The organism is Marinomonas pollencensis (assembly GCF_003387375.1).
GTDB classification, from domain to species: Bacteria; Pseudomonadota; Gammaproteobacteria; order Pseudomonadales; family Marinomonadaceae; genus Marinomonas; species Marinomonas pollencensis.
Genome location: NZ_QUNG01000008.1, coordinates 40575 through 63473, shown reverse-complemented (window position 1 = coordinate 63473; position 22899 = coordinate 40575). Strand labels below are relative to the sequence as shown.

20 protein-coding genes are annotated in these 22899 nt (G+C 45.3%); 11 read left to right on the top strand and 9 right to left on the bottom strand.

What is annotated here, in order from left to right:
- Positions 1 to 9: 9 nt before the first annotated feature.
- Positions 10 to 2973 (bottom strand): bifunctional diguanylate cyclase/phosphodiesterase, encoded by a 2964-nt coding sequence (locus DFP81_RS12335; protein ID WP_181903089.1) that lies wholly within the window; start codon positions 2971 to 2973, stop codon positions 10 to 12.
- 358 nt (positions 2974 to 3331) lie between these two features.
- Here DFP81_RS12335 and DFP81_RS12330 point away from each other — a divergent pair, with 358 nt between their 5' ends.
- From DFP81_RS12330 to DFP81_RS12295, 8 genes are all read left to right on the top strand, one after another.
- On the top strand, positions 3332 to 4336 hold the full coding sequence (locus DFP81_RS12330; RefSeq protein WP_245959154.1) for a TRAP transporter substrate-binding protein: 1005 nt from the start codon (positions 3332 to 3334) through the stop codon (positions 4334 to 4336).
- A gap of 122 nt (positions 4337 to 4458) precedes the next feature.
- Positions 4459 to 5016, top strand: a complete 558-nt coding sequence (locus tag DFP81_RS12325) for a TRAP transporter small permease subunit (protein WP_115898141.1) — start codon at positions 4459 to 4461, stop codon at positions 5014 to 5016.
- On the top strand, positions 5009 to 6325 hold the full coding sequence (locus DFP81_RS12320; protein ID WP_115898139.1) for a TRAP transporter large permease: 1317 nt from the start codon (positions 5009 to 5011) through the stop codon (positions 6323 to 6325). The genes DFP81_RS12325 and DFP81_RS12320 overlap by 8 nt, the downstream gene beginning before the upstream one ends.
- Positions 6326 to 6412: 87 nt before the next feature.
- Entirely contained in the window at positions 6413 to 6901 is a 489-nt protein-coding gene (locus tag DFP81_RS12315) for a gluconokinase (RefSeq protein WP_115898137.1), read from the top strand.
- Positions 6902 to 7082: 181 nt separating this feature from the next.
- The gene (gene gntR / locus DFP81_RS12310) at positions 7083 to 8078 is read left to right on the top strand and encodes a gluconate operon transcriptional repressor GntR (protein ID WP_220342958.1); all 996 of its coding nucleotides are present in this window, start codon (positions 7083 to 7085) and stop codon (positions 8076 to 8078) included.
- Between the two features lie 131 nt (positions 8079 to 8209).
- A complete protein-coding gene (locus tag DFP81_RS12305; protein ID WP_115898133.1) occupies positions 8210 to 8743 on the top strand; it encodes a sigma-70 family RNA polymerase sigma factor in 534 nt (177 codons plus the stop codon).
- Complete coding sequence (locus tag DFP81_RS12300) at positions 8730 to 9701, top strand: FecR domain-containing protein (RefSeq protein ID WP_115898131.1); 972 nt, start codon at positions 8730 to 8732, stop codon at positions 9699 to 9701. The genes DFP81_RS12305 and DFP81_RS12300 overlap by 14 nt, the downstream gene beginning before the upstream one ends.
- A gap of 139 nt (positions 9702 to 9840) precedes the next feature.
- Entirely contained in the window at positions 9841 to 12267 is a 2427-nt protein-coding gene (locus tag DFP81_RS12295) for a TonB-dependent receptor (RefSeq protein WP_115898129.1), read from the top strand.
- 60 nt (positions 12268 to 12327) lie between these two features.
- Here DFP81_RS12295 and DFP81_RS12290 read toward each other — a convergent pair whose 3' ends face one another.
- The 3 genes from DFP81_RS12290 to DFP81_RS12280 form a co-directional block, all read right to left on the bottom strand.
- Positions 12328 to 12903 carry a cysteine hydrolase family protein gene (locus tag DFP81_RS12290; protein WP_115898275.1) on the bottom strand — a complete coding sequence of 192 codons (576 nt, stop codon included), beginning with the start codon at positions 12901 to 12903 and terminating at the stop codon, positions 12328 to 12330.
- A 2-nt stretch (positions 12904 to 12905) separates the two neighbouring features.
- Positions 12906 to 13265, bottom strand: a complete 360-nt coding sequence (locus DFP81_RS12285) for a hypothetical protein (RefSeq protein WP_115898127.1) — start codon at positions 13263 to 13265, stop codon at positions 12906 to 12908.
- Positions 13266 to 13360: 95 nt separating this feature from the next.
- Positions 13361 to 14257, bottom strand: a complete 897-nt coding sequence (locus DFP81_RS12280) for a LysR family transcriptional regulator (protein WP_115898125.1) — start codon at positions 14255 to 14257, stop codon at positions 13361 to 13363.
- 183 nt (positions 14258 to 14440) lie between these two features.
- Here DFP81_RS12280 and DFP81_RS12275 point away from each other — a divergent pair, with 183 nt between their 5' ends.
- Complete coding sequence (locus DFP81_RS12275) at positions 14441 to 15130, top strand: type 1 glutamine amidotransferase domain-containing protein (protein WP_115898123.1); 690 nt, start codon at positions 14441 to 14443, stop codon at positions 15128 to 15130.
- A 508-nt stretch (positions 15131 to 15638) separates the two neighbouring features.
- Here DFP81_RS12275 and DFP81_RS12270 read toward each other — a convergent pair.
- Positions 15639 to 15935 (bottom strand): Dabb family protein, encoded by a 297-nt coding sequence (locus DFP81_RS12270; RefSeq protein ID WP_115898121.1) that lies wholly within the window; start codon positions 15933 to 15935, stop codon positions 15639 to 15641.
- Between the two features lie 153 nt (positions 15936 to 16088).
- Positions 16089 to 16754, bottom strand: coding sequence for a GDSL-type esterase/lipase family protein (locus DFP81_RS12265; RefSeq protein WP_115898119.1), 666 nt, complete (start codon positions 16752 to 16754; stop codon positions 16089 to 16091).
- A gap of 107 nt (positions 16755 to 16861) precedes the next feature.
- Here DFP81_RS12265 and DFP81_RS12260 point away from each other — a divergent pair, with 107 nt between their 5' ends.
- Positions 16862 to 17599, top strand: coding sequence for an ElyC/SanA/YdcF family protein (locus DFP81_RS12260; protein ID WP_115898117.1), 738 nt, complete (start codon positions 16862 to 16864; stop codon positions 17597 to 17599).
- Positions 17600 to 17689: 90 nt separating this feature from the next.
- Here DFP81_RS12260 and DFP81_RS12255 read toward each other — a convergent pair whose 3' ends face one another.
- The 3 genes from DFP81_RS12255 to DFP81_RS12245 are packed head-to-tail and all read right to left on the bottom strand — an operon-like array spanning position 17690 to position 20015.
- Positions 17690 to 18352 (bottom strand): anthranilate synthase component II, encoded by a 663-nt coding sequence (locus DFP81_RS12255; RefSeq protein ID WP_115898115.1) that lies wholly within the window; start codon positions 18350 to 18352, stop codon positions 17690 to 17692.
- 5 nt (positions 18353 to 18357) lie between these two features.
- Positions 18358 to 19788, bottom strand: a complete 1431-nt coding sequence (locus DFP81_RS12250; protein WP_115898113.1) for an anthranilate synthase component I family protein — start codon at positions 19786 to 19788, stop codon at positions 18358 to 18360.
- The gene (locus tag DFP81_RS12245) at positions 19785 to 20015 is read right to left on the bottom strand and encodes a Trp family transcriptional regulator (RefSeq protein ID WP_115898086.1); all 231 of its coding nucleotides are present in this window, start codon (positions 20013 to 20015) and stop codon (positions 19785 to 19787) included. Before DFP81_RS12245 ends, DFP81_RS12250 begins: the two co-directional genes overlap by 4 nt.
- A gap of 376 nt (positions 20016 to 20391) precedes the next feature.
- Here DFP81_RS12245 and DFP81_RS12240 point away from each other — a divergent pair, with 376 nt between their 5' ends.
- The gene (locus DFP81_RS12240; protein WP_115898084.1) at positions 20392 to 22896 is read left to right on the top strand and encodes an AAA family ATPase; all 2505 of its coding nucleotides are present in this window, start codon (positions 20392 to 20394) and stop codon (positions 22894 to 22896) included.
- Positions 22897 to 22899 lie beyond the last annotated feature (3 nt).

Genomic DNA, 22899 nt, shown 5'->3' with positions numbered 1-22899 from the left:
TGAAACGAATTAGTCGATTTCTTCCGTTCTAACGAACTCGTTGCTAGGTTGTGGGCGACCGAGTAGAAAGCCCTGATAAAGATTACATCCATGATTCTTCAGCCATTCAAATTGCGCCTGCGTCTCTACGCCTTCGGCAATCACTTCCATACCTAAATTCTGACCAAGACCAATAATCGACGCGGCCAGTGACGCTTGCTTATCACTCTCTTCGATAGCACGAGTAAAGGACTGATCAATTTTCAACTGATCTATCGGCAACTGCTGAAGATAAGACAATGAAGAATAGCCTGTGCCAAAATCATCCAAAGAAATAAGCACACCTAAGGTCTTCAGTGCCTGCATTTTTTGAATAATATCCAGCTGATCTCTGACCAACATACTTTCCGTCAGCTCAAGCTGCACTTGCGCAGGATTTACCCCAGTTTGCCGCAGCGCTTCTTCTACTTCTGAGACAAAATCGACTGTAGTAAATTGCAGCACACTGACGTTTATCGACATCACCAAATGGCTTAAAGAAGGGTTTTCTTGCCACTTTGCCAACTGCACCATGGCATTTTTCATAACCCAGCGCCCGAGAGGAAGAATCAATTTAGATTCTTCAGCGAAGGGAATAAATACCCCTGGAGATATCATACCTTTAGTCGGGTGAATCCAGCGCACTAGCGCCTCTACCCCAACCATATTTCTCTCACCATCCCATTGCGGCTGATAGTAGAGTACAAATTCCTCGCGCTGTAGCGCCAACCGGAAACTGGTGTCTAAAGTCACCCTTTCAAGGATCTTCTCGTGCATTTGAGGGGCATAGAAACACACATGATTACGACCATGGCCTTTGGCTTCATACATGGCCATTTCAGCTTGTTTAATAATTTCATCACTGCCAATGGCGTCTTGACCAAAAATCGCAATACCAATACTGGCGGTTAACGCATAAGGTTGCTCATTGAGCTCAAACGCTTGCCTTAAGGCAGCCATGACCTTGTTGGCCACATGCTTTGCTCGGTAAGCAATACGATCTGAATTTTCTGAAATATCCACATCTTCTAGTACCACGACAAATTCATCACCACTAAAGCGAGCCACAGAATCACCAGATCGCGTGGCATCCATTAAACGTGATGCTACTTGTTGCAGTAAAATGTCCCCTAGGTGATGCCCCTTCAAATCGTTCACATCTTTGAAGTGGTCTAAATCAATAAAAAGAACCGCACTACGACGACATTTAAGGTCAATGTGAGTCAGCAGGTAGTCGATTTCTTCACAGAGCATACGCCGATTCGGCAAACGGGTTAGGCTATCGTAGTAATTCAGTTGGTTGATACGGCGTTCATTGGCTTTGCTTTCTGAAATATCTTTAAAAGTCGCCACATAGTGGGTTAACTTTCCTTCATCGTCTTTCACCACAGAAATACTGAGCCACTCAGGGAAAATTTCACCGTTTTTACGGCGATTCCAGACTTCGCCTTCCCAGCTGCCATATTCTTGAATACGCTGAAACATTTCTCGATAAAAGGCTTTAGGGTGGCGGCCTGAGCTAATTACACTCGGCGACTCGCCAAGAACTTCTGCTTCTTGATAACCTGTGATGGACTCAAAGGCAGAATTCACCCGAATAATTTTGTTTTCTGCATCTGAGATCAAGATGCCATCTTGGGTTTGAAAGGCTGTCGCTGCGATGCGCAGTTCAGACTCTACCGCCTTTCGCTCAGTAATTTCGCGTGACAGCAAAATATAAAAACCATTCTGCTCCTCACTGCCATAGGTATAAGTCATGGACATCTCAAACCAACGACGATGCTCACCAAAGTCGTAATAGTATTCATGTCCATTAGAAAAGCCTTTGATTTTCGCTTCAGCCATTACTCGTTCAAATATGGCCACTGTTTCAGGCCCTAATAGTTCGCTGAAATGCTTGCCAAGCGGCCAATTTTTCGCCTGCAACCACTCATCCATACGCGGCGAATGGTAAGAGGTCACCACACCGTTATCGTCCGCTTCATAAAAGGAATCAGGAAGTGCGGACAAAACCGCTTTCATACGTCGATTAGAATTACTTAATTGTTCGGTACGCCGCTCAACTTGACGTTCCAAGTCAGCTTTGCCTGCTCGTAGGGTTAACGCCATAAACACCAAGCGACCAATCAAAAAGCTTATCAGTAACACGATAAGAGCATCGCCCAAGATAATCCAAGGGGATAACCAAAAACCTTGTGGTGACAGGATTAACTGCCATTCACCATTTGGAACACTGATTGATACCGCCACCTGTTGCTTACTAATGCGTTCCGATGAGGTACTAATGACGGTAGCTGGTTGATCCTTCTCTTGGCTCACCTTTACCAGCTGGTAATCAAAACCACTTTTGTTCAGATCAGCGAAGTTGACATAGTGAAGTAATGTGTCGACATGAATCACCACATTAGTAAATCCCCAAAAAGCCGCCTCACGACCGTCGTAGCGAGGCAAATAGACAGGTAAGCGGCCGATGACACCCTGTCCACCCTGAACCAATTCCATTGGCCCGGCAAGGGTCAGCCTGCCGTCTTCTTTGGCTTTTAGGGTTTCACTACCTTGCGCTAAGTCAGCCAGTTGATCAAAACCTATCGCCGCTTCGTTACTTTTATAGGGAAATACTTGGCGCACAACCCCATCAGGAGAAAGCGCAAAAGCAGAGACGTCTGGGTACTCTTTTTTTAGCCTTGCGGCAAAAGCTGGAAACCAGTTTTCGTGGACATGGTCTCGGCCTGCTGCTGCCGCAAGAGTGTAATTCGCAGACAGGTTTTTATCTAAAGCGGTTTTTAATAACAGGGCATTACTTTGAGCGAGAGAAAGGGCGAGGGTTTTTTTAGTCTCATGTTGCTGATGAATAATTTTTGTCGTGGCAAGACTGAACATAAACAAAACGAGCAAAAAAGCAAAAATACTCGCGTGTTTCGGTCGTGCCATCATGTTTTGAAATAGTCGATGCATTATTACCAGCCAACCCGTGATATATAGATTTATCTGCTGTCGCAAGAATAAAACCCACATGCTACTACAGGCATTATGATTAATCGACTCTGGTACTTTGCTTTACTGGCATAAGACAATAAAACATAAAAAACACATTCTTTTAGCCTCTTTACTTTCGCGTTACCTTTTATCTAAGAAGATTTCTATAGTTATCAATAGATTATAAAAAAAACAAAAAAATCGATCTGTCTAACTTGACCAGAATAGAAAGTTACCGGTAACATATAGCCCTTAAGTTACCGGTAACAATTATCTGTAACAGGCAGCCAAGTTCCTACAACAATAAACATCGGGAAATGATCTTATGAGCAAGCTAATGACAACTCTTACCACTGTTGCTCTAGCAGGGGTTATGTCTACTTCCGCATTCGCGGCGGATTACAAGTTTAAGTTTCAATCTTCTGACCCATCAGGAGACAAGAACTACCAAATCCAGCAAGAGTGGGTAAAGCGCGTTGAGACTATGTCCGGCGGCCGTGTCCAGATTGACTTGCTACCTGTTGGCAGTGTGTTCAAACACACTGAAACCCTAGATGGCATCAAAATGGGTATCTTGGATGGCCAAATTACTGCGACAAGTTACTTCTCCGGTAAAGACCCAGCGTTTGGCTTAATTGGTAATACCGTTGGTGCATGGTCTAATACTCAACAACTGCTGCAATACATTAATTACGGCGGTGGCTACCAACTAATGAACGAGCTTTACGCACCGTACGGCGTTAAATTCATCGGTGGCTCTACGACTGGGGTTGAAGCACTGGTTTCCCGTGTTCCTCTAGACAGTGTTGCTGACTTAAAAGGCTTGAAAATTCGTGCCCCAGAAGGCCTGGTGCAACAAGTTTTCGCCGCTGCTGGTGCAGCACCGGTTAACCTACCTGGCTCAGAAGTTTTTACTGGTCTGAGTAAGGGCGTTATTGATGCCGCAGATTACACTGTTTTCTCTACCAACCAGAAAGCAGGAATGAACGACATTGCCACTCACCCGGTTTACCCAGGCTTCCACTCTTTGCCATTGATCGACGTATCTATGAGCAAGAAAAAGTGGGATAAACTGCCTGCTGATATCCAAGCGATCTTAACCGTTTCAGTACGTGATTTTGCAGAAGATATCACCACACAGTTGCGCATTGCGGACGAAGCCGCGGTGAAAGAAGCCAATGCTAACCCAGAGATCACTATTCATAACTGGTCTCCAGAAGAACGTAAAAAGTTCCGTGCTATTGCCCGTGTACAATGGAAAGAGTTTGCTAAACGCTCTCCAAATGCACAAAAAGTATATGACTCTATTACAAAATACCTAGAAGAAAACGGCTTACTGTAATTTGCCGTTTTTGTCCGATAGAACAACTCTCTGAGTTGTTCTATCGCATTTTCGTCAGCCTCGTTTATGCGCCTCGCAAAAAGAAGAGAACTTCAGTCTCAGCTTTACATTGGATTACCGCCATGAAACCCGAAATGATTCATCCTGAAATAGACCCATCTGAACAACCTCGTAACGATTTAGATCGTGTTATTCATGGGTTGGGCAATCTATTAAGTCTGTTATTTATTTTTACTGTTGGTATTTCTTTTTATGAAGTATTAATGCGCTACCTATTCGACTCGCCGACTATTTGGGTGCATGAAACCGCCTCTTTTATCGGTGGTTGTTTATTTGTCTACGGCGGTAGTTATGCCATGGCGACGAATAAACACGTTCGTGTGGTGCTGATCTACGACATAGTGTCTGATACGACACGTCGTTATTTAAACCTGTTCCATCATATTCTAGGTTTGATTTTTACCAGTCTGCTAATTTGGGCATCCTTCCAAATGGTAGAAGATTCTTGGCTATCTCCACTGGGCGATTGGTCATTAGAAACCTCTGGCTCCGCTTGGAACCCAGCTTTTCCAGCGCTTGTTAAAGGTACTATTTTTCTGACAATTTGTTTGATGTTCGCGCAATTCTTTTTACACCTTATTCAAGAAATTAATGGCCTAAGGAAGCATAAAAATGTTTGATTTATCCTCCCTTGGCATAGGCTACGGTAGCCTATTAATGCTGGGGTCAATGATCTTTTTATTGTTAACCGGCATGCAGCTCGCTTTCGTAACCCTACTTGTGGCGATGTTTTTTGCGGTTGGCTGGTTCGGCTTTGGCGCCTTACCTCTGGTGACCAGTCGGTTATACAGTTTTGTCGGCAGTTACGTCTTTTTAGCGGTGCCGATGTTTGTCCTAATGGCCGCCTTACTCGACCGTTCTGGGATTGCTCGAGACCTGTTTGACGCAATGAAGGTCTTTGGTCGCAAACTGCGTGGCGGTGTCGCGGTACAAACCCTATTAGTTGCCGTGGTACTTGCTTCCATGTCTGGGGTAATTGGTGGCGAAACCGTGCTGTTGGGCATTCTCGCTTTGCCGCAAATGTTGCGCCTTGGTTATAACCGTAAACTTGCCATTGGTACTACCTGTGCCGGCGGTGCTTTAGGCACTATGCTGCCACCGAGTATCGTCCTGATCATCTATGGTTTAACCGCTAGCGTATCGATTGGTGATTTGTTTAAAGCGGCTTTTCTACCGGCGTTATTGTTGGCTTTTGCCTATATGGCTTATGTCCTGATTATTTGTCGTCTAAACCCAGAGTATGCCCCGCTTCCAAGTGAAGAAGAGCTGGCAGAAGACGCAAACGTGAATTACTTCAAAGCCTTGTTCTTCCCACTACTTTCTGTGGCTGTGGTACTTGGCAGTATCTATACCGGCGTCGCTTCGGTAACGGAAGCCTCTGCATTAGGTGTGGTCGGCATCATGATCAGTGCCATCATCCGTGGTGAGATGAGCTTCTCAATGCTAAAAGAAAGTGCCAAAGCCACCATGAGCACTTGTGGCATGATCATTTGGATTGGTATTGGCGCCACAGCCCTAGTCGGCGTGTACAACCTAATGGGTGGTATCGATTTCGTTGAAAGCACCATTTTAGCATTGAGCGGTGGCAGTGTGCTCGGCACAGTGCTGATCATGATGCTCGTACTGTTTGTGCTCGGTATGTTCCTTGACTGGGTTGGTGTTGCGCTTCTTACAATGCCGATTTTTGTCCCTATTATCATGAACTTAGGACTTGATCCTGTGTGGTTTGGTGTGGTTTTCTGTTTGAACATGCAGGTTTCATTTTTATCACCACCGTTTGGCCCAGCGGCGTTTTACCTAAAATCTGTGGCCCCTAAAGACATTAGCCTAGGCGAAATCTTCAGCTCTTTGTTGCCCTTTATCGGCTTACAAATTCTGGTATTAGCACTGGTTGTCTTCTTCCCTCAGCTGGCTTTGTGGTGGCAATAATTACCTCACAGTCATGCCGTTCAACACGGCTTTTTGAACGTGCGGTTTATCTCTGAATCAAGATAAACCGCTAGGAGACATGAAGAAATGATTAAAAAAGTAATTGTATTGGGTGTATCTGGCTCAGGGAAATCCTCTATTGGCCAGCGCCTTGCTGATCAACTAGGTTACCCATTCTTTGATGGTGATGACTACCATAGCGAAGCCAATGTCAAAAAAATGGCCGCTGGTACCCCGTTAAATGATGACGATCGTATGGGCTGGCTAGAAACATTGAACCAGCTGCTGGTTGAACACGATACAGCGGTCATTGCCTGCTCAGGACTAAAGCCTGAATACCGCCAGATCTTACGTAACAATATCGACCAACTCGCTATGGTGTATCTAAAAGGCGACATTGAGACTATATGGCAGCGCCATCAGAAACGTGACGGCCATTATTTTAACGGACGTAGCATGTTAGAAAGTCAATTTGCTACCTTGGTTGAACCCACTTCTGATGAAGCCATCATCGTCGACATTAACCAAGATGTTGATGCGGTTTATCACCAAGCGTTAGCACAATTACAGGCATAATATACAAAAGGCATTCTTACTTGAATGCCTTTTTATACTCGCCATATAAGTAAACACTTACTCCTTCACAATTACCTACAAACAAAGAGACTTAACATAAAATAATGCATTATTTTTATTTCTCGAAAGGGAATTGATATGTTAATGTTACGTGTAACAATAATATGGATTTGATTTGAGAATGAAAAAGAAACGCCCCACACTCCAAGACGTCGCAGACCTTGTCGGTGTCACGAAAATGACCGTCAGTCGTTATTTAAAAAACGCAGATCTTGTTTCTTCTCCATTACAAATTCGCATTCGTGAGGCGTTAGACACTCTAGGCTATATTCCTAATCGCGCACCCGATATTTTATCTAATTCGAAAAGCCATGCGATTGGCGTACTGCTGCCCTCTTTAACCAACCAAGTATTTTCTGAAGTCATCCGTGGTGTTGAGGGTGTGTTTGAGCCTGCTGGCTACCAAACGATGCTCGCGCACTATGGCTATAGCCGAGAATCAGAAGAAGCTCGAATTGCCACTCTGTTGTCCTATAACGTTGATGGGCTGATTATCTCCGAAAGTTTCCACACTGATCGAGTACGAAAAATGCTCGAAGTGGCTGGGGTTCCTGTGATTGAAATCATGGATTCTGTGTCACCACCGATTGAACAAGCCATCGGTATTGATAATGAAGCCGCCGCCTATGCTATGACCCATTTTATGATTGAGAAGGGCCATCGAAAAGTGGTTTATTTTGCCGCTCGCATGGACGAACGAACCCTACTCAAAATAAAAGGTTATGAGCGCGCAATGCAGGATCAAGGGCTGACCCCTTTATGTGTCAAAACCACCAGCGCTTCTTCATTTACGCTTGGTGCGACTTTTTTAGAAGAAGTTCTGAAGCAACAACCGGACACCGATGGAATTTTTTGCACCAATGATGATTTGGCCATCGGGGCGCTTTATGCCTGTCAAAAAGCCGGTATCAAGGTGCCGGAGCAAATAGGCATTGCGGGGTTTCACGGTCACGACATCTCCCGCGCCATGGTGCCATTACTCGCTACCGTGATTACTCCTCGAGAGGAAATCGGCCGCCTAGCTGCCGAACATCTGTTGTCTCGCTTACAAGGTAACCCGATCCAACAAAGGGTCATCGATTTGCCTTTTAAAATAGAAGCAGGCGAAAGCCTCTAGCACAAACTTGTGTGATAAATTTGGCGCCAATCTAGCAGAAAATGTGACTATTGAATTGACAAAAAAGCAGCACATCTATTTAATGAGACTTATTATCATTTGATAATTCTCATTAAATAAGAGGCGACAACATGCCGCACCGTGCGGATCCAAGAGTGCAGCAGGAGCTAATGCACTCTCTTTATTCAGATCACCATAGTTGGCTGTTTACATGGATGCGCAAACGCTTGGAAAATCAATGTGATGCGGCAGATCTCACACAAGACACTTTTGTTCGGATTCATACTCGCCAAGAGTCGCACAAGATAGATTCACCGCGCGCCTATTTGCTCACGGTGGCAAAAGGCATCATTAGCCACTTTTATCGCCGTCGCTCCATCGAACAGGCCTACCTTGAGCAACTTGCCTTATTACCAAAACAGGCAATGCCCTCCCAAGAACACCAACTGATTATTTTGCAAACCCTTGAGCAAATAGATGCCCTGCTTGATAACTTGCCAAAGAAAGTCAAAACCGCCTTTTTGCTGTCTCAAATTGAGGGTAAAAAGTACCAAGAAATCGCCGCTGAGATGGGCATTTCGCTGATCAGCGTAAAACGTTATATGAAGCAAGCCTACCTGCAGTGTCTGATGTTTATGGAGGAGGATTTTTTTGCCGAAATCTAACCAGAAAATCCCCTTACGAGCGTTAGAGGAAGCCGCAGAATGGCTACTCAAACTCCAAGATGCCCCCTTGTCCAAGCTCGAACAGCAAACATTTTTAGACTGGCAACAAGCCAACGCTGACAACCAAGCTGCATGGGAAAAAGCGCAGCGCTTGATGCATGGCATGGCACAAATGCCAAAAGACATCGCAAGGCCAATTCTCAACCGTGCAGACGACGAAGGCCGCCGCCTTGCTATTGGTAAACTTGCCCTACTGCTAGCCGCTGGTCCCACTATTTGGGGCGGCAGCAAATTGGTCGAAAGCCAACAATGGAGTGCCGATTATCGCACAACAAAAGGTGGCTTTAGCTCGGTCACGCTGCCGGATGGCTCTATCGTAAAGCTGAATACAGCCACGGCATTTGATATTCAATTTAATCCAACGCATCGGCTTTTAACCCTACGCGAAGGAGAGATTGAAATTGTCACCGCGCCAGTGAACAGCAAACAATTCGGTCCTTTTCTTGTCACCACTCAAGAAGGGAGATTGATACCGCTAGGGACACGTTTCACGGTTCGACAGCACCAAGAAATGACGCATCTAGCCGTCATAGAAGGCCGCGTCAAAGCCACACCAGAGCACACTAAACAAAGCCAAAATAACATCATAGAGGCAGGACAAGAAGTCAGTTTTTCCCGCTATCAGCTTCATGCTCGCAAAACCTTAACGCCAGAATCGACTGCTTGGCTACAACGCATGCTCGCCGTTCACAAAATGCCATTGAGTACTTTTATTAATGAAGTGTCCCGCTACCGCCTTGGCCTGTTACGAGTGTCACCCAAGCTCGCTGCGCTGCCTATTTCTGGTTCATTTCCCACCACGAATACAGACACAATTCTTACCATGCTTTCGCACACTTACCCGCTGACAGTGTCACGTCATCTTGGAGGCTACTGGGTAACATTAGAAGCCAGTTGAGGCGATGACAGCGCAGCCAAAAGAAACTGATAGTAATAATTTTCATTATCATTGATACCTTTTTTATTTTCGAGTGGCTTAGTTAGTAACAGTAAATAAAACAACTAAACACACTCAATCGAAAAGAAAGGAGGTGGCTGTGGCTACTCGTAAAAACAACATGGTGAAAACGCCATTGCAGCAGGCAATAAAAGTGGCACTTTGCAGTACTGGCTTATTGCTTGGTAGCAGCATCAGCCTGGTTGCCATTGCCGCTGAATCGGCGCAACACAGCGCACGTCAGTTGTTCACTGTGCCGGCTGGCGACTTAGGCAAGAACATCACCGAGGTCGCGGCGCAACACCACATAGCCTTGTCTTTTAATCCAGAGTTAACTCAGGGGCTAAAAAACCCTGCTATTCACGGAGAGTTTACGCCTCTCGAATTGATTGATCGTCTACTCAGTGGTTCGAACTTATTGATGGTCGCCAATAAAGATGGCACCTACAGTTTACTAGACCAACAAGATTACACCTTACCCGGTGTTGCTGTGTCGGCCGACAAGGTGGCGCAGAGCAAGTCAACAGCCTACTCAGGCGGCCAAATCGAAGCCGGTGGACGCTTAGGCACTTTTGGTGAGCAAAACAGCGCCAATGTGCCCTTCAGCGTGATTTCTTATACCGATAAGACCATCGATAATCAACAAGCCGAAAGCATCGCCGAGGTGCTGGATAACGACGCCTCTGTTCAATCTGGCTATGGTTACGGTAACTATTCAGAAACCTTTATGGTGCGGGGGTTTGCGCTCGACAGTGACGCCATCTCTTACAACGGTTTATACGGTATTTTACCGCGCCAAGTGGTGTCGACTAACGCCATCGAAAGCGTACAGTTACTAAAAGGCTCCAGTGCCTTTCTCAATGGCGTCACTCCCGGGGGCTCAGGCATTGGCGGTGCGATTAACCTCCAACCCAAGCGTGCCGACACCGATCTAAACAAGATCTCCCTTGATACCAGCGCAAAAGGCCAAACGGGGATTAACCTAGATGTGGCGCGACGCTTTGGTAGCAAAAAACAATGGGGAGTGCGCAGCAATGTACTGTATCGTGATGGTGACAGCGCCATAGACAATGAATCCCGCGAAGAGACGGCCATTAGTATTGGCGCCGATTACCGCTCAGACACCCTTAGAGTGTCAACGGACATTGGCTATCAGAACCTTAAAATAGACAGCGGTCGTTCCGTGGTTCACAACTCATCTTATTTTGATGTTTCAGCACCAGACGCCACAACAAACTACTCACCATCGTGGGCGAAATCGCGCTTAAAAACCCTTTATGGCATGATCAATGCTGACTACGATTTGAATGATGATTGGACCCTTCATGCTGGCCTAGGTGTGAATAAAAACAAGGAGTATGGCGATTATTCGTCCCCTACTTTGAGTAATGCCGATGGTGATGCCACTTTGACCCGCTTATCTGTACCTTATGAGTCAAACACCTTCGCCTCGACACTGGGTCTAGTCGGTCATGTTAATACTGGCGATGTTACTCATAGGATTAACCTTGCCTATTCGGGCTTTTTGAATAAAGCCTACAACGCGTATACCTATGGTAGCGCCTCAGATAATTCGACGAATATCTATCACCCGAACGATACCGAGTACCCTACAGCCTCTTCCTTAGCGGCTGGCAACATGGACAATCCTCATATCCGCAGCAAAACCAACGCCCAAGGTGTTTCCCTTGCGGATACCCTAGGTTTTCTGGATGACACCTTGCTGATTACCGTAGGTCTACGCCGCCAAAATATAACGGTAAACAATTACGACTATGACGGTATTGAATCCAGCTATTACGACGACGCGGCCACGTCCCCTATTTACGGAATCGTCTATAAACCCATAGAGAATGTTTCCTTGTACGCAAACCATGTGGAAGCGCTGCAACAGGGAGACCAGGTTACCGACACCTCCGCCGCCAACTATGGCAGCGTATTAGCGCCTTACGTTTCTAAGCAAAATGAAATCGGTGTGAAGTACGAAAATGGCACCCTAGGCGCAGAGCTGGCGCTCTTTGAAATCACCAAACCAGAAGCCTATACCTTAAATGGCGACTATGGTCTGCATGGAGAACAGCGTAACCGCGGAGTGGAAGTCAGCCTGTATGGCGAACCTATGGCTGGAGTACGCCTGCATACCTCAGCGACGGTTCTGGACCCAGAGTTGCGCAATGCAGAAGACAGCGGCAATAATGGCAATGATGCCGCTGGCGTCGCCAAGTATCGTCTTGTTGTTGGAGGAGAGTACGACTTACCCTTCTTCGCTGGCGCCACGCTTGGCGGCAAAGTCATTCGCAGTGGTCCGCAGTATTTAGACGCTGCCAATACCAGCGAGCTAGATTCATGGACACGTATCGATTTAAGCGCACGCTACCAGACCCAAATTTCAGAGCATGAAGTAACATGGCGCTTAAACATCACCAACCTAATGAACAAAGGGTATTGGGAAAGCGCCAGTAGCTCAGGTTATTTAACCCAAGGCAGTCCGCGTGGAATCAAATTATCAATGAGTAGTACGTTCTAGGGAAAAGCCTCTAGCCTTTCCTAACGCAACAGCCAGACCACAATGCCAGTAGCCATTTGGCTATTGGCTTTGCCCCACCGCGGCAGAAAGCAAAGCAAACGCTTTCTCTTGGGAAATGACGGTGGCATATTCTCCATCTAGATTGGCCAGCGACATGGCATGAACTTCATCTGCGGTGCGCTCATAGCCATCGAAATCCACTTTAGCAAAAGCAAAACAAGCATTCTGAACCACATAAGTATTGAAGCCTAAATTGCCCGCTGAGCGCACTGTCGACTCCACCGAGTTGTTGGTGCTGACCCCTACCACTACTAGGTCTTGTATTTGTTGATCACGTAACCAAGATGCCAACTCGGAGTAGATAAAGGCATCTGGCACGGGCTTCTCGACCACCATTTCATGGGGCAAGGGCTGAAAAACATCTTGGAATAATGCACCATCTTGCTCAGGCCAAAACAAAGACTCTGGCTCGTCAGACAAATGGCGTACATGAACAATGGGGCCATGGTGAACGCGCCAATGGGCCAATAACTCTATAATATCCTGCTCCGCATTAGGATTATTGCGCTCTCCAGCTTGGGGCCACGACATTCCTTTTTGCATATCAATGACAATCAGACACGGCATACTTTTCATGGTCATTTCTCATCTTGTCTACTATTCGATAAAGCGCTGAGCTGACGTGACTGTCGGCGTAGCTGGAACAAGCACAGCAACAGAGCGACAAACATTAAAAACACCAAGTTGCTGAGGAAATTAATGCGAGCGGTCGCCTGTTGGCTGGTTTTCTGTTGGCTCGACAAGGTCTCTATCTGGCTCTCTAATGCTTGATAGTCATCGCTGGTCGCTGTGGATATCTGTAAAATGGCCAAGCTTCTCTCTAACTCAATCACCTTTTCAGCTAGGCGTTGAGTCTCCTTATCAGGCTGTGATTGCAGCGCCATGGCTGGCAAAGCAAAGCCACTGAGTAAACAAAAGATAAAGATGCGCTGCAACATGAAAAAGACCCATTTCTGCTAGAGTGATAAGCGCATCATAACGGTATCTAAGCAAATCTGGCTAGCCTCTTGCCTCTCTCTTTTGCGTCTTTACATTATTGAATACGAGCAAATGCCTGTTTCATAAAGTCGATCACCAGTCGAAGTTTTTTTGCGTTTGCAGTCCCCGGTGGGAACACTGCAAAGACATCAATATCTGGACACCGATATTCTTCTAAAATACGTTCCAGCGAACCTTGTTTAAGGCGTGGCTTCGCATCATAACTAGGAACACGGCCGATGCCATTACCTCCCTCTAAAAACAGAGTACGAGCGGCTGAGTTATTAGTGCTAACCGCACCAACCACCGAAATACTAAAGGAACGCTCCCCTTGGCTTAAATGCACTGAAGTGGCCGCTGGTCGATATACAACCCAGTTGTGATCATACAAATCCTGCGGTTTAGTAGGCTTCCCATGCAAGCGAAAATACTCAGGAGCGCCACATAAATAGGTTTCAAAAGACGCCAGTTTACTTGCCTGCAAACCAGAATCCGCTAATGGTGCACCACGAATGGCCAAATCGACGCCGTCTTTCATCACATTGACGACCTCATCACTCAATGACACATCCAGCTCAATCAAAGGGTACAAACGACGAAACTCATTCAATGCAGGCACGACAACTTGCAAGCCCAAATTAACTGGGCAATTAATCTTCAACTTACCAATCGGCTCCTGTTTGGCTTTTTCCACTTGTAGGCTGGCTTCATGTGCCTGATGGGCAATCGTTCGACAACGCTGATAGTACGCCTCTCCCGTCTCCGTCAAAGAAATCGACCGCGTGGTTCGATTCAGCAACACCACAGCCAACTGATCTTCTAGCTTTTTCAGGTGATAACTCACCACGCCACGAGAAATGCCCATGGCTTTCGCAGCCGCCGTTAAACTACCTTGCTCCACGACTTGGGCAAACACCACCATACTTTTTAGTTGCTCAAAGGAAATATCCATTCGCTGGCTCTGCTAATAATCAAGAAGAGCATTGTATCAATAATTAAACCAATGATGTCAATTCTGTCCCCGTAGTCAAGATTTGAGAGGACTTCTATACTAATCCCACGCCTATCGACACAGCTTGGCTTCGCCAACGGGCAATAATACACAAGCATAGATTTTCATATTAAGGAGCACTCAATGAGCACTAAAAAAATACTCGTCGTTCTAACTTCTCATTCAGAAATGGGTAACACAGGCCATAAGACCGGTTTTTGGGTAGAAGAATTCGCTGCACCTTATTACGCCTTCATTGATGCCGGTGCCGAAGTCACAATCGCGACCCCAAAAGGTGGTCAAGCACCTATCGACCCAAACAGTGAACTTAGCGATGCCCAAACTGAGGCGACAAAACGTTTCTACGCTGACCCTACAGCACAAGACATGATTGCCAACACTCACTTGTTAAGTGACATGAAGCAAGAAGAGTTTGATGCTATTTTCTACCCAGGTGGCCATGGACCGCTATGGGATTTAACGGAGAACACCACTTCTATTGCGTTGATCGAAAGCTTCCTGCACGCCAAGAAGCCTATAGCCTCTGTTTGTCACGCCCCAAGCGCGTTTCTCAATATCAAAGACAGCGCAGGCGAATACTTCATAAAAGGCAAAACCGTCACCAGCTTCAAAAACACGGAAGAAGACGCAGTACAACTGACAGATGTCGTGCCTTTCTTACTAGAAGATGAGCTTAAAAAACGTGGTGCAGACTATCAAAGCAGCGCGGATTGGAATGCTTTTGCAGTACAAGATGGATTGATGATTACAGGCCAAAACCCAGCAAGCTCTGAGCTTGTTGCAGAGAAATTGTTGGCCGCGGTTAAGCAATAACTGACCACTAACCACTAGATAGTGGCGTCTTCAGTCACTACCAACCTCGTTTTATTTCGCTAATAAAACGAGGTTTTTTTATGCTTTAACAGGTTGAATCAACTTGCCATAAAGAAGCAAAAACCGAAACATCCCATTACCACAGCGCAAGGCGCCTCAATTCTTCAACACTGTTAAAGCGGCCTAAAAAAAAGCACATCTATTTGCGAATTCGACTATAAAATGCATTTATATCTTACATTCCGCATATTTGATTCAAACAATTGGACCAATTATTGATTCAAAGCTCGTTTTATAGATTCGTACCATCAAGGGATTTATACTAAAAACAATTCAAAACCTGACACATTATTGACCCTTTTGGAGTTCTTATTATGACTGTTGTTCTTGTCGCAAGTGCTGCTTATTTTTGGTTGTACTCTGTTTAGTTCTGCTTTTTATAAGCAACAAAAAAGGCCAGCATTCGTAAGAGTCCTGGCCTTTTTTGAAGTAAAAACAGTAAGCTGCTTTAGACTTCGAAATCCAACATCACCACATCTTCTAAGATAGGCATTAACTCGTCGTTTACCAAAGCTTGATGCACAGGGTGAGGAAGGTATGCATCACGAGCCGCTTCGTCGATAAAGGTCATCAACACACAATGTGTGTAATTTTTAAACCCTACAGGGCTGTTATTTTCCCCCCACTCAACACCTTCGATACCATCGATTTTGTCTTTTAGTCCAGCAATGTTTTCAAGACAGCGCGTCACATCAGCGGAATTTGCTTCGTCTTTAAATTGAATAAATAGTATATGGCGAATCATATGGATTACTCCCTCAGAGATAAAATATATTAAAAATTAATAATCCAAATATTATCACGCCTTTATTAACAAAACATTTAGTAATTATGACCAATTAAGGTATTTCCTTGTCATTTTCCCCACCCATCCATGACGGAGCTTCCCCATCTGCCACTAACAATACAAGGAAACATAAGCCGCGATGGCATGCGCCCAGACTCGGTACTGAGAGGCGTTTAGATGCAAGTAATCTGACATTATCTCGGGACGCACTCGACCTTCCTCATCGACAAAGCAGTCACCAATATCAAGATAACGCAAACTGTCCCCATCATCATAGGTGGCTATTAAACGATTCACTTCATTATTCAATAGACGTAATCTCTGGGTAGGTTTAGCGCTTCTAGGAAAGATCCCTAATAACAATATCTTGGTCTGAGGCAGCTTACTGCGTAATAGACTGACAATTTGTTGAATAGCAAACGCCGTTTCTTCAGGGGCGTCTTGTCTGTGCCCTGTGTTATTAGTACCAATCAACAACACCAATAACTTGGGCGCAATATCATCCACCGCACCATGATGTAAGCGCCAAAGCAGATGCTCGGTACGATCACCATTAAAGCCCAAGTTTAAGGCATTTAAAGGCGCATAATACTCCGCCCATACATCGCCCCCCACGTCTTCCCAACCCTGGGTAATGGAATCGCCTAAAAATACGAGATCCACGCTTTCCATGGCGTTTTTCTCAGCCAATTTTTGCTCATGCCTTGGTAGCCACCAATCGACTTCCTGTGGGACTGGCACTATGCTTAAGGGCTTTAAATGACTGGGGTTGTTCATAGCGTTCAATCCTCCCTAAAGGCGCCCTTTTGGTCGACGCCTTAGCATTATATCTCGACACGTAAACAAGGTATTCTGTCGCTTTTATCAAAAGGATCTCGTTGACCATGGACATCAGCCTCTTCACCCTCAAAAAACTCATTGGCATGGCGCTTATGCCTATTCCATTGTCGCTTATTTTTATCTTACTTGGCTTGCTTTTCATGGCATCAAAACCCAAAACGGCCAAAGGCTTATTGGTGGCGGCCATTGCTCTCTTAGGTTTGACCAGCTTTGACCCTGTTGCCAACCGCCTGATTGCGCCCTTGGAAAATAGCTACCCAGTTTTTAACACCCAACAAACGGTGGATGTGGTGGTCGTTTTGGGCAGCGCCCACCAGACTTACCCTAATGACCCTGCCGTGATGCAGCTAGGAAGAAGTGCTATTTACCGCCTTGAAGAAGGGTTGCGGATTTTAAAAGCCAACCCAGACGCTCAGTTGTTTGTTTCAGGCTTTGCAGGCCACGCCAAAATTATGCACGATGCGGCAATAGAGTTAGGAACAAAACCAAGCAGAATAGTCATGTTTCCAAAACCAAAAGACACGGAAGCGGAAGCCAATGCCATGGCATCGAAACTAATCGGGAAACGCGTCGCGCTGGTCAGCGAAGCCTCCCATTTAAAACGCGCTCTTGGTTTTTTCCAACAAACGGGCATCACGGCAATGCCCGCCCCAGCCTTTCGTTTAAGTGACTCCCGAACAGAATGGCGCATAGGTGCTTCTGAAAACTACAAATCCCAGCGGGCATTTTATGAGTATTTAGGGCTCGCGTGGCAATGGCTAAAAGCCAAAATGGCGGGCTAGCATACAGGCTCCAAAACGAGGCTAGGAAACAAAAAAGGCCGAGCAAATGCTCAGCCTTTGATTGGATGTCAGTGCCTCCGACAAGCCCTATTAGGCTTGAAACAGGAAGTTCTTAATCAAATCTTTGCCGCCCTCTGTGGCGAAGGATTCTGGATGAAACTGAATACCTTGAATCGGATATTCTTTATGGCGCACACCCATTAATTCAAAATCACCACCTCGGTGAATCGCCGAGATATTATTGAAATCGGCTGGCTGTAAATCACCCACTGTCGCTGTCACTTCTAATGCTTCAGGAAAGCTCTCTGCTTCTGCGATCAAAGAGTGATAGCGCATCACTTCTAACTGGTCAGGAATATCATGGAAGATACCTTCGCCATTGTGCGCAATAGGGCTGGTTTTACCGTGCATTGGCAAGGGCGCTTTCACTACCTTGCCACCAAACACATGACAAATACCCTGCATGCCAAGACACACTCCCATTAATGGGATGGTTTTGCCAAATTCTAGAATCACATCAGCACAGATACCAAAATAGGCTTTATCATCTGGAGAACCTGGCCCTGGTGAAATGATAATACGGTCTGGCGCCGCGCGACGAATGTCGTCTAACGTAACCTCATCGTTACGCTTAACGATCACCTCAAAATTCGACACAGTGCCTTTGCTTTGCTCCGTTTCTAGCACTTCACCAATAAACTGATACAGGTTGTAGGTAAAGGAGTCGTAGTTATCAATAATGTATACTTTCATCTGTGTTACTCCTGACCTGCATCTTGTCCGGCATTGGCTGCAAAGCTTTCTAACACTCGACGCGTGCCAGCAAACTTACGTTGGATTTCTTCGTATTCATCTTCTGCATTGGAATCATAAACATTGCCACCACAGGTCTGAACGTAGGCTTTTTCACCGTTAGCAAACACCGTACGAATCGGAATCGCAAACATGCAATCGCCATTGAAAGAAAACTGCCCCACTGCACCACCGTAAGGGCCACGACCGTCATTTTCCAAGTCGTCGATGATCTTCATTGCTTCAATCTTGGGTGCACCGGTTAAGGTGCCCGCCGGGAAGTTGCTAGCCAATGCCGAAAACATGTCGTGATCTTCTGCCATAATACCGACAATCTCACTGGAAATGTGCTGAACATGGCTAAAACGTTTAATGTCCATCAGGCTGCGAACTTTTACCGTACCAAAACGCGCCACGCGGCCAATGTCGTTGCGATGCAGATCGACGATCATATTATGCTCGGCAATTTCTTTCGGGTCGTTCAACAAAGCGCGCGCCAAGGCTACGTCTTCTTTCTCGTCAACGCCACGCTTTGCCGTACCCGCCAGCGGGAAGGTTTCCATTTCCCCTTGGCGTACTCGGAACAACAGCTCAGGGCTGGCACCAATAACCTTCTGCTCACCAAACTTGATGTAATACATCTGTGGAGAAGGGTTCACTTCACGCAGTTGCTCATACAAGTTAATGGTGTCGCCTTCCATGTTGAACCACATTTTGAAGCCCACTTCACACTGGAAGATTTTGCCGTCGACTATGTCTTGCTTCACTTTTGCAACGGCATCGGCGTGGTCAGATTTCGACATAGATTCACCCGCTGGCGTCACCACAAATGGGCCGTTTTCTGGTGTTTCTTCTGCCATCATCTGGTTCACTAGAGCTACACGGTTGGCGCCCTCTTGACCATCTTCGTAGTAGAAATAAACCACCTCACCCGTCATCTTGTCGTAGATGAGACCGTCTTTGTACAGGCCAAAACGGAAGGCATCAAACATCTCGCTCGATTGCAGATCCAAGCTTGGCTCAAAGTAGTTCATACTGTCATAACCAAGATAACCGGTCAGACCACCAGCGAAACCGCGCGACAAAATATTCTGCGGCACAATGTCGCGTAACAAATAGTATGGGTTCTCAGATTCGTAGGACTCAGTCGTGCCATCACGCTCTTGAATAAACAGCTGTTTGCCTTCGGCCCAGATCAATTTCTCAGGGTCAAAACCAATGATCGAATGGCGGGAAATAAAGCTCTCTTCGCCAAGGGATTCCAACATAAAGCAGTTATCAAATTGCTTCTCGACCGTTTTAAACAAGGCAAAAAAGTCACAATCTGCGCTGATGGTAATGTACTTCGGCTTGCGCGGCAGCGTAATACGCTCAGGTCTTTTCGAGGTTGTACTCATGATTCTTTTAATTCCTTCAATGCACGGGAGCCACGGGTAACGGTGGCAATGCCCACACCTAACTGTTTCGCGATGTCCCGCTGCGGCACACCTTCGTCTAACAAAGCGATAATTTTCAAGCGACGCGCCATTTCACTGATCTCATTCGGCGTCAGCAACACGGTCAAACGCTTTTCTAACTCAGCGGCATCATCAACTTCGGATAAAAATTGGACCAAGTCCTTCATAGGATGCGTCTCTAATGACTCTTATAAAAAGGGCTACGTATTCATGTACTAGTACAATATAGATTTCAAAGGAGTGACGCAAGAGGTCTGAGTGGTGATTTGCAATAAAGTTGGTGATTGACAGTGCGCCTCATTTGCATATCAGTTTCGAGATATCTAGCTTACTACTGGCAATTTACATCTCAGTACCGATTCTCCCTCAATTCTGTTACCGAAATCACTCTATTTCAGTAATATAAACCTTGTAAGTTAAAGATTTAGAGGATTAATCGCATATGCTCTTTTCAAAAATACATGTATTCTCATCAGAATCACCTTTAGATAAAAGATGTTTACATCGTCTTATATAACATACGCATAAAATGGAAAGACTATAATGGACAATTCAGAGCAGCTAGTAGTTTACAAGGATAGAGCTATAAATGATGAACAAGGGATAGTTAGACCAGTGCTAGGGATCGATAGTCAGGGTAAATTCATTAAGCTTGATTCATCTCGCTTCCCTACAGGAATACTCATATCTAAAGGCTACAGCACATTAGATAATGCTTATGAAGATAATGCTCTTTTCATTCTGAAAGAATACCGGAAGGATGAAGCAAAAACAGAAAACGATGGTATAGATCGCTATTGGGGCTTTGGACGTGATGCAACGTCACTTCCACCAAACACCTTACTTCCTGTCATCGCATGTAAACTCCCACCAATTGAAACTGGACAGCTCCCTGAGACAGTTAAAGCTCCACGGGGAATGTTTTTTCTTTTCGATGAAGAACAAAATAAACTATATGGCCCTGCCCAAGCAGCAACCATACCTGAAGAATCCCATCAAGTCATGGAAGCTGTTGCAACCCCTAAACTCTCGTATGGTGCAGATAACCTTGGTGTTTTTATTGCGAGTGAACTGAACAACATATTATTTCCTCTAGTCATCCATGGACAAAAGTTCCACTTTATCTCATCTGCGAACGATCTCGCCAATCATAATCACTCTGCCATAGACTTCATGTCAGACCGCAAACTAATTAGACATTTCAATGGTTTGAAGGTAGGCCGAAACGTAAAAACATTGTCTCGTAAAGAAGCAGAACGGTTAGCTGGTGCTATCGCGGATTTTGAGAAGATGAGACGGAGTTACAACACAAAAGATGAACGTCTAGAGCGACTGAAATCTATACTAGATAGGTATCTAAACGAAAGCGATATTGGATATCAAGTCGTGCGAGATTACTTCGCTACAGCACAAGGTGAACGCTTTCTTAATGATTACGTAGAGGATAATCAAGGCAACCTACTAAGCAAACAACTCTCTTCCTTTAAAGAAGATATTGAGAGACAAGAAGATGAACTCAAACAAACTCTACATAAGATCGAAGGTCAGATTACTTCCAAAGAGAACGAGTTAATTCAAATTAACAACAAGATTGAAAGAGAGAAGCAAGAAGCGGAGAAGCGGATCCAAGAAATAAACAACGAAGCTGATGAAGAAATTCAGGCTCGTATGCGTAGCAGGGAACAAGAGCTGCAAGACAAAATCAGCATATTGGAAAAGGAAAAGGAGCAGCGTTCGAATGAGTTGGCAAAAATAGGAGAGAAACTAGAAATCGCATGTGAGTCTGATGAATTAAATAGAAAGAAAATTTATCTAGAGGAAAGTAACAAAGTATTAGAGGCTGCGGCTAAAGGTTACCAAGACCAACTTCAAAATACAGCTGAGCTTTCCAAGCGTATTGGCGAATATCACGTAATCGGAAAGGTTCTGAAAGGTGGTGATGTAACACAAGAAGCCCGTTTCGACTATACCAATGTAGAGTTCACGAACTCACCTCCATCCAATGCTATAGATTTGATTGATAGAGTTGGAAGCTATCTAGAGTGGGATAATGGGAAGTCGTTCTCTAGAACAGAACTTAGCAACATAATGATCAGCATCACTCAGTCATTCTTAACCGTCTTGGCTGGTTCTCCTGGTGTAGGAAAAACCTCAACGGTCATTAGACTTGCTCAAGCTCTCAAATTGGGGTCGCCAGACGAAAAGAAAAATTTTCTCTATATGCCGGTTTCACGAGGTTGGGTATCATCTCGAGATATTTTAGGATTCCACAACTCTTTAACTGGCATGTATCAAAGAGCACGTACAGGCCTATACGACTTCTTACGTCGTGAAGATGAAGGTTCAAGAGCGCTACAAATGGTTCTTCTCGACGAAAGCAACTTATCACCGATGGAGCATTATTGGTCTGATTTCTTAGGCATGTGTGATTACGAAGGACGAAGACGCCCTATTGATACAGGTATACCTCACGAAGAAGACCGCTTCCTTCAAGTTCGCGAAAATGTCCGTTTTATCGCTACGATCAACCATGATTCAACTACTGAAAGACTATCACCTCGTTTTATTGATAGGGTCCCAGTGATCTCAATTGATCACGAAGATGATCTAGATTATGGATTTGAGACTGGAAGCATTACATTAGATGGAACATTAAACTACACATTATTCGAGAAATTCTTTGGTAGAAGCGATGATGCAGAGCTTTCCGGCACTCACAAAACTATTCTCGATAATCTAATTTCTATTCTTGGTGCTCGAGACCCTGAACTTGGCCAACCTATCTCTATTTCTCATAGGAAACGCGCAGCAATTGCTAACTATTGTGCCGCAGCTATCAACAACGAGTTAATGGATGCTGACACAGCTCTAGACTTTGCAATTAGCCAGCATGTTCTTCCGCACATTGAAGGATATGGTTCAAAATTCAGGAACAGAATAGTTAAGTTACAAGAGGCATTAGACAAAGCTTTTCCTAGAACAAACAAACACCTAGAGCGAATTCTAGCCAGTGGCAGTGACTTTACAGGCACGTATTCATTTTTCTAAGGA